The organism is Pseudomonas capeferrum (genome assembly GCF_013523055.1).
GTDB lineage: Bacteria > Pseudomonadota > Gammaproteobacteria > Pseudomonadales > Pseudomonadaceae > Aquipseudomonas > Aquipseudomonas capeferrum_A.
In genome coordinates this window covers 1-424 of the sequence record NZ_JAAMQM010000073.1, presented here as the reverse complement: position 1 = coordinate 424, position 424 = coordinate 1, and the positions used below count along the sequence as shown (strand labels likewise).

The following is a 424-nucleotide window of genomic DNA, read 5'->3' as shown; positions in this document are numbered from 1 at the left end:
ACACCGTGACCCTGAGCAGCAAGGATGGCTTGCCGGTTACTGGCCACCAGGGCCTGACCTTTACGCTCACCGACGGCACTGTCGTCGAAGTGGCCAAGGGCAGTGCTGCCGGTACCGCCACCATCACCACCAACGATGACGTGTATGTCGGTGGCCAGCCGGCCATTGCCCAGACCATCACCGGTGTGACCGGCGATGCGGTCTTCGAGAACCTGATCACTGCTGGCAGCACCAACACAGTCGTCACTGACGAACCGGGAACTCCAGGTAATCCGGGTACCCCTGGCACGCCGAACACTGGCGACCAGATCGCCGTCTCGATCGTCAGCAATGGCAACGTCACCGAAGCCCAGCAACCGGTCTTCACCGTGCGCGTCAACCAGGTCCTGGACCGTGACCTCACCGTCACCCTGACCAATGGTGA

The 424-nt window shown here is 62.3% G+C and carries 1 protein-coding gene; it reads left to right on the top strand.

The features are described from left to right. The coding region (locus G7009_RS27350) for an immunoglobulin-like domain-containing protein (RefSeq protein ID WP_375139583.1) at positions 1 to 424 on the top strand (424 nt) is incomplete at both ends.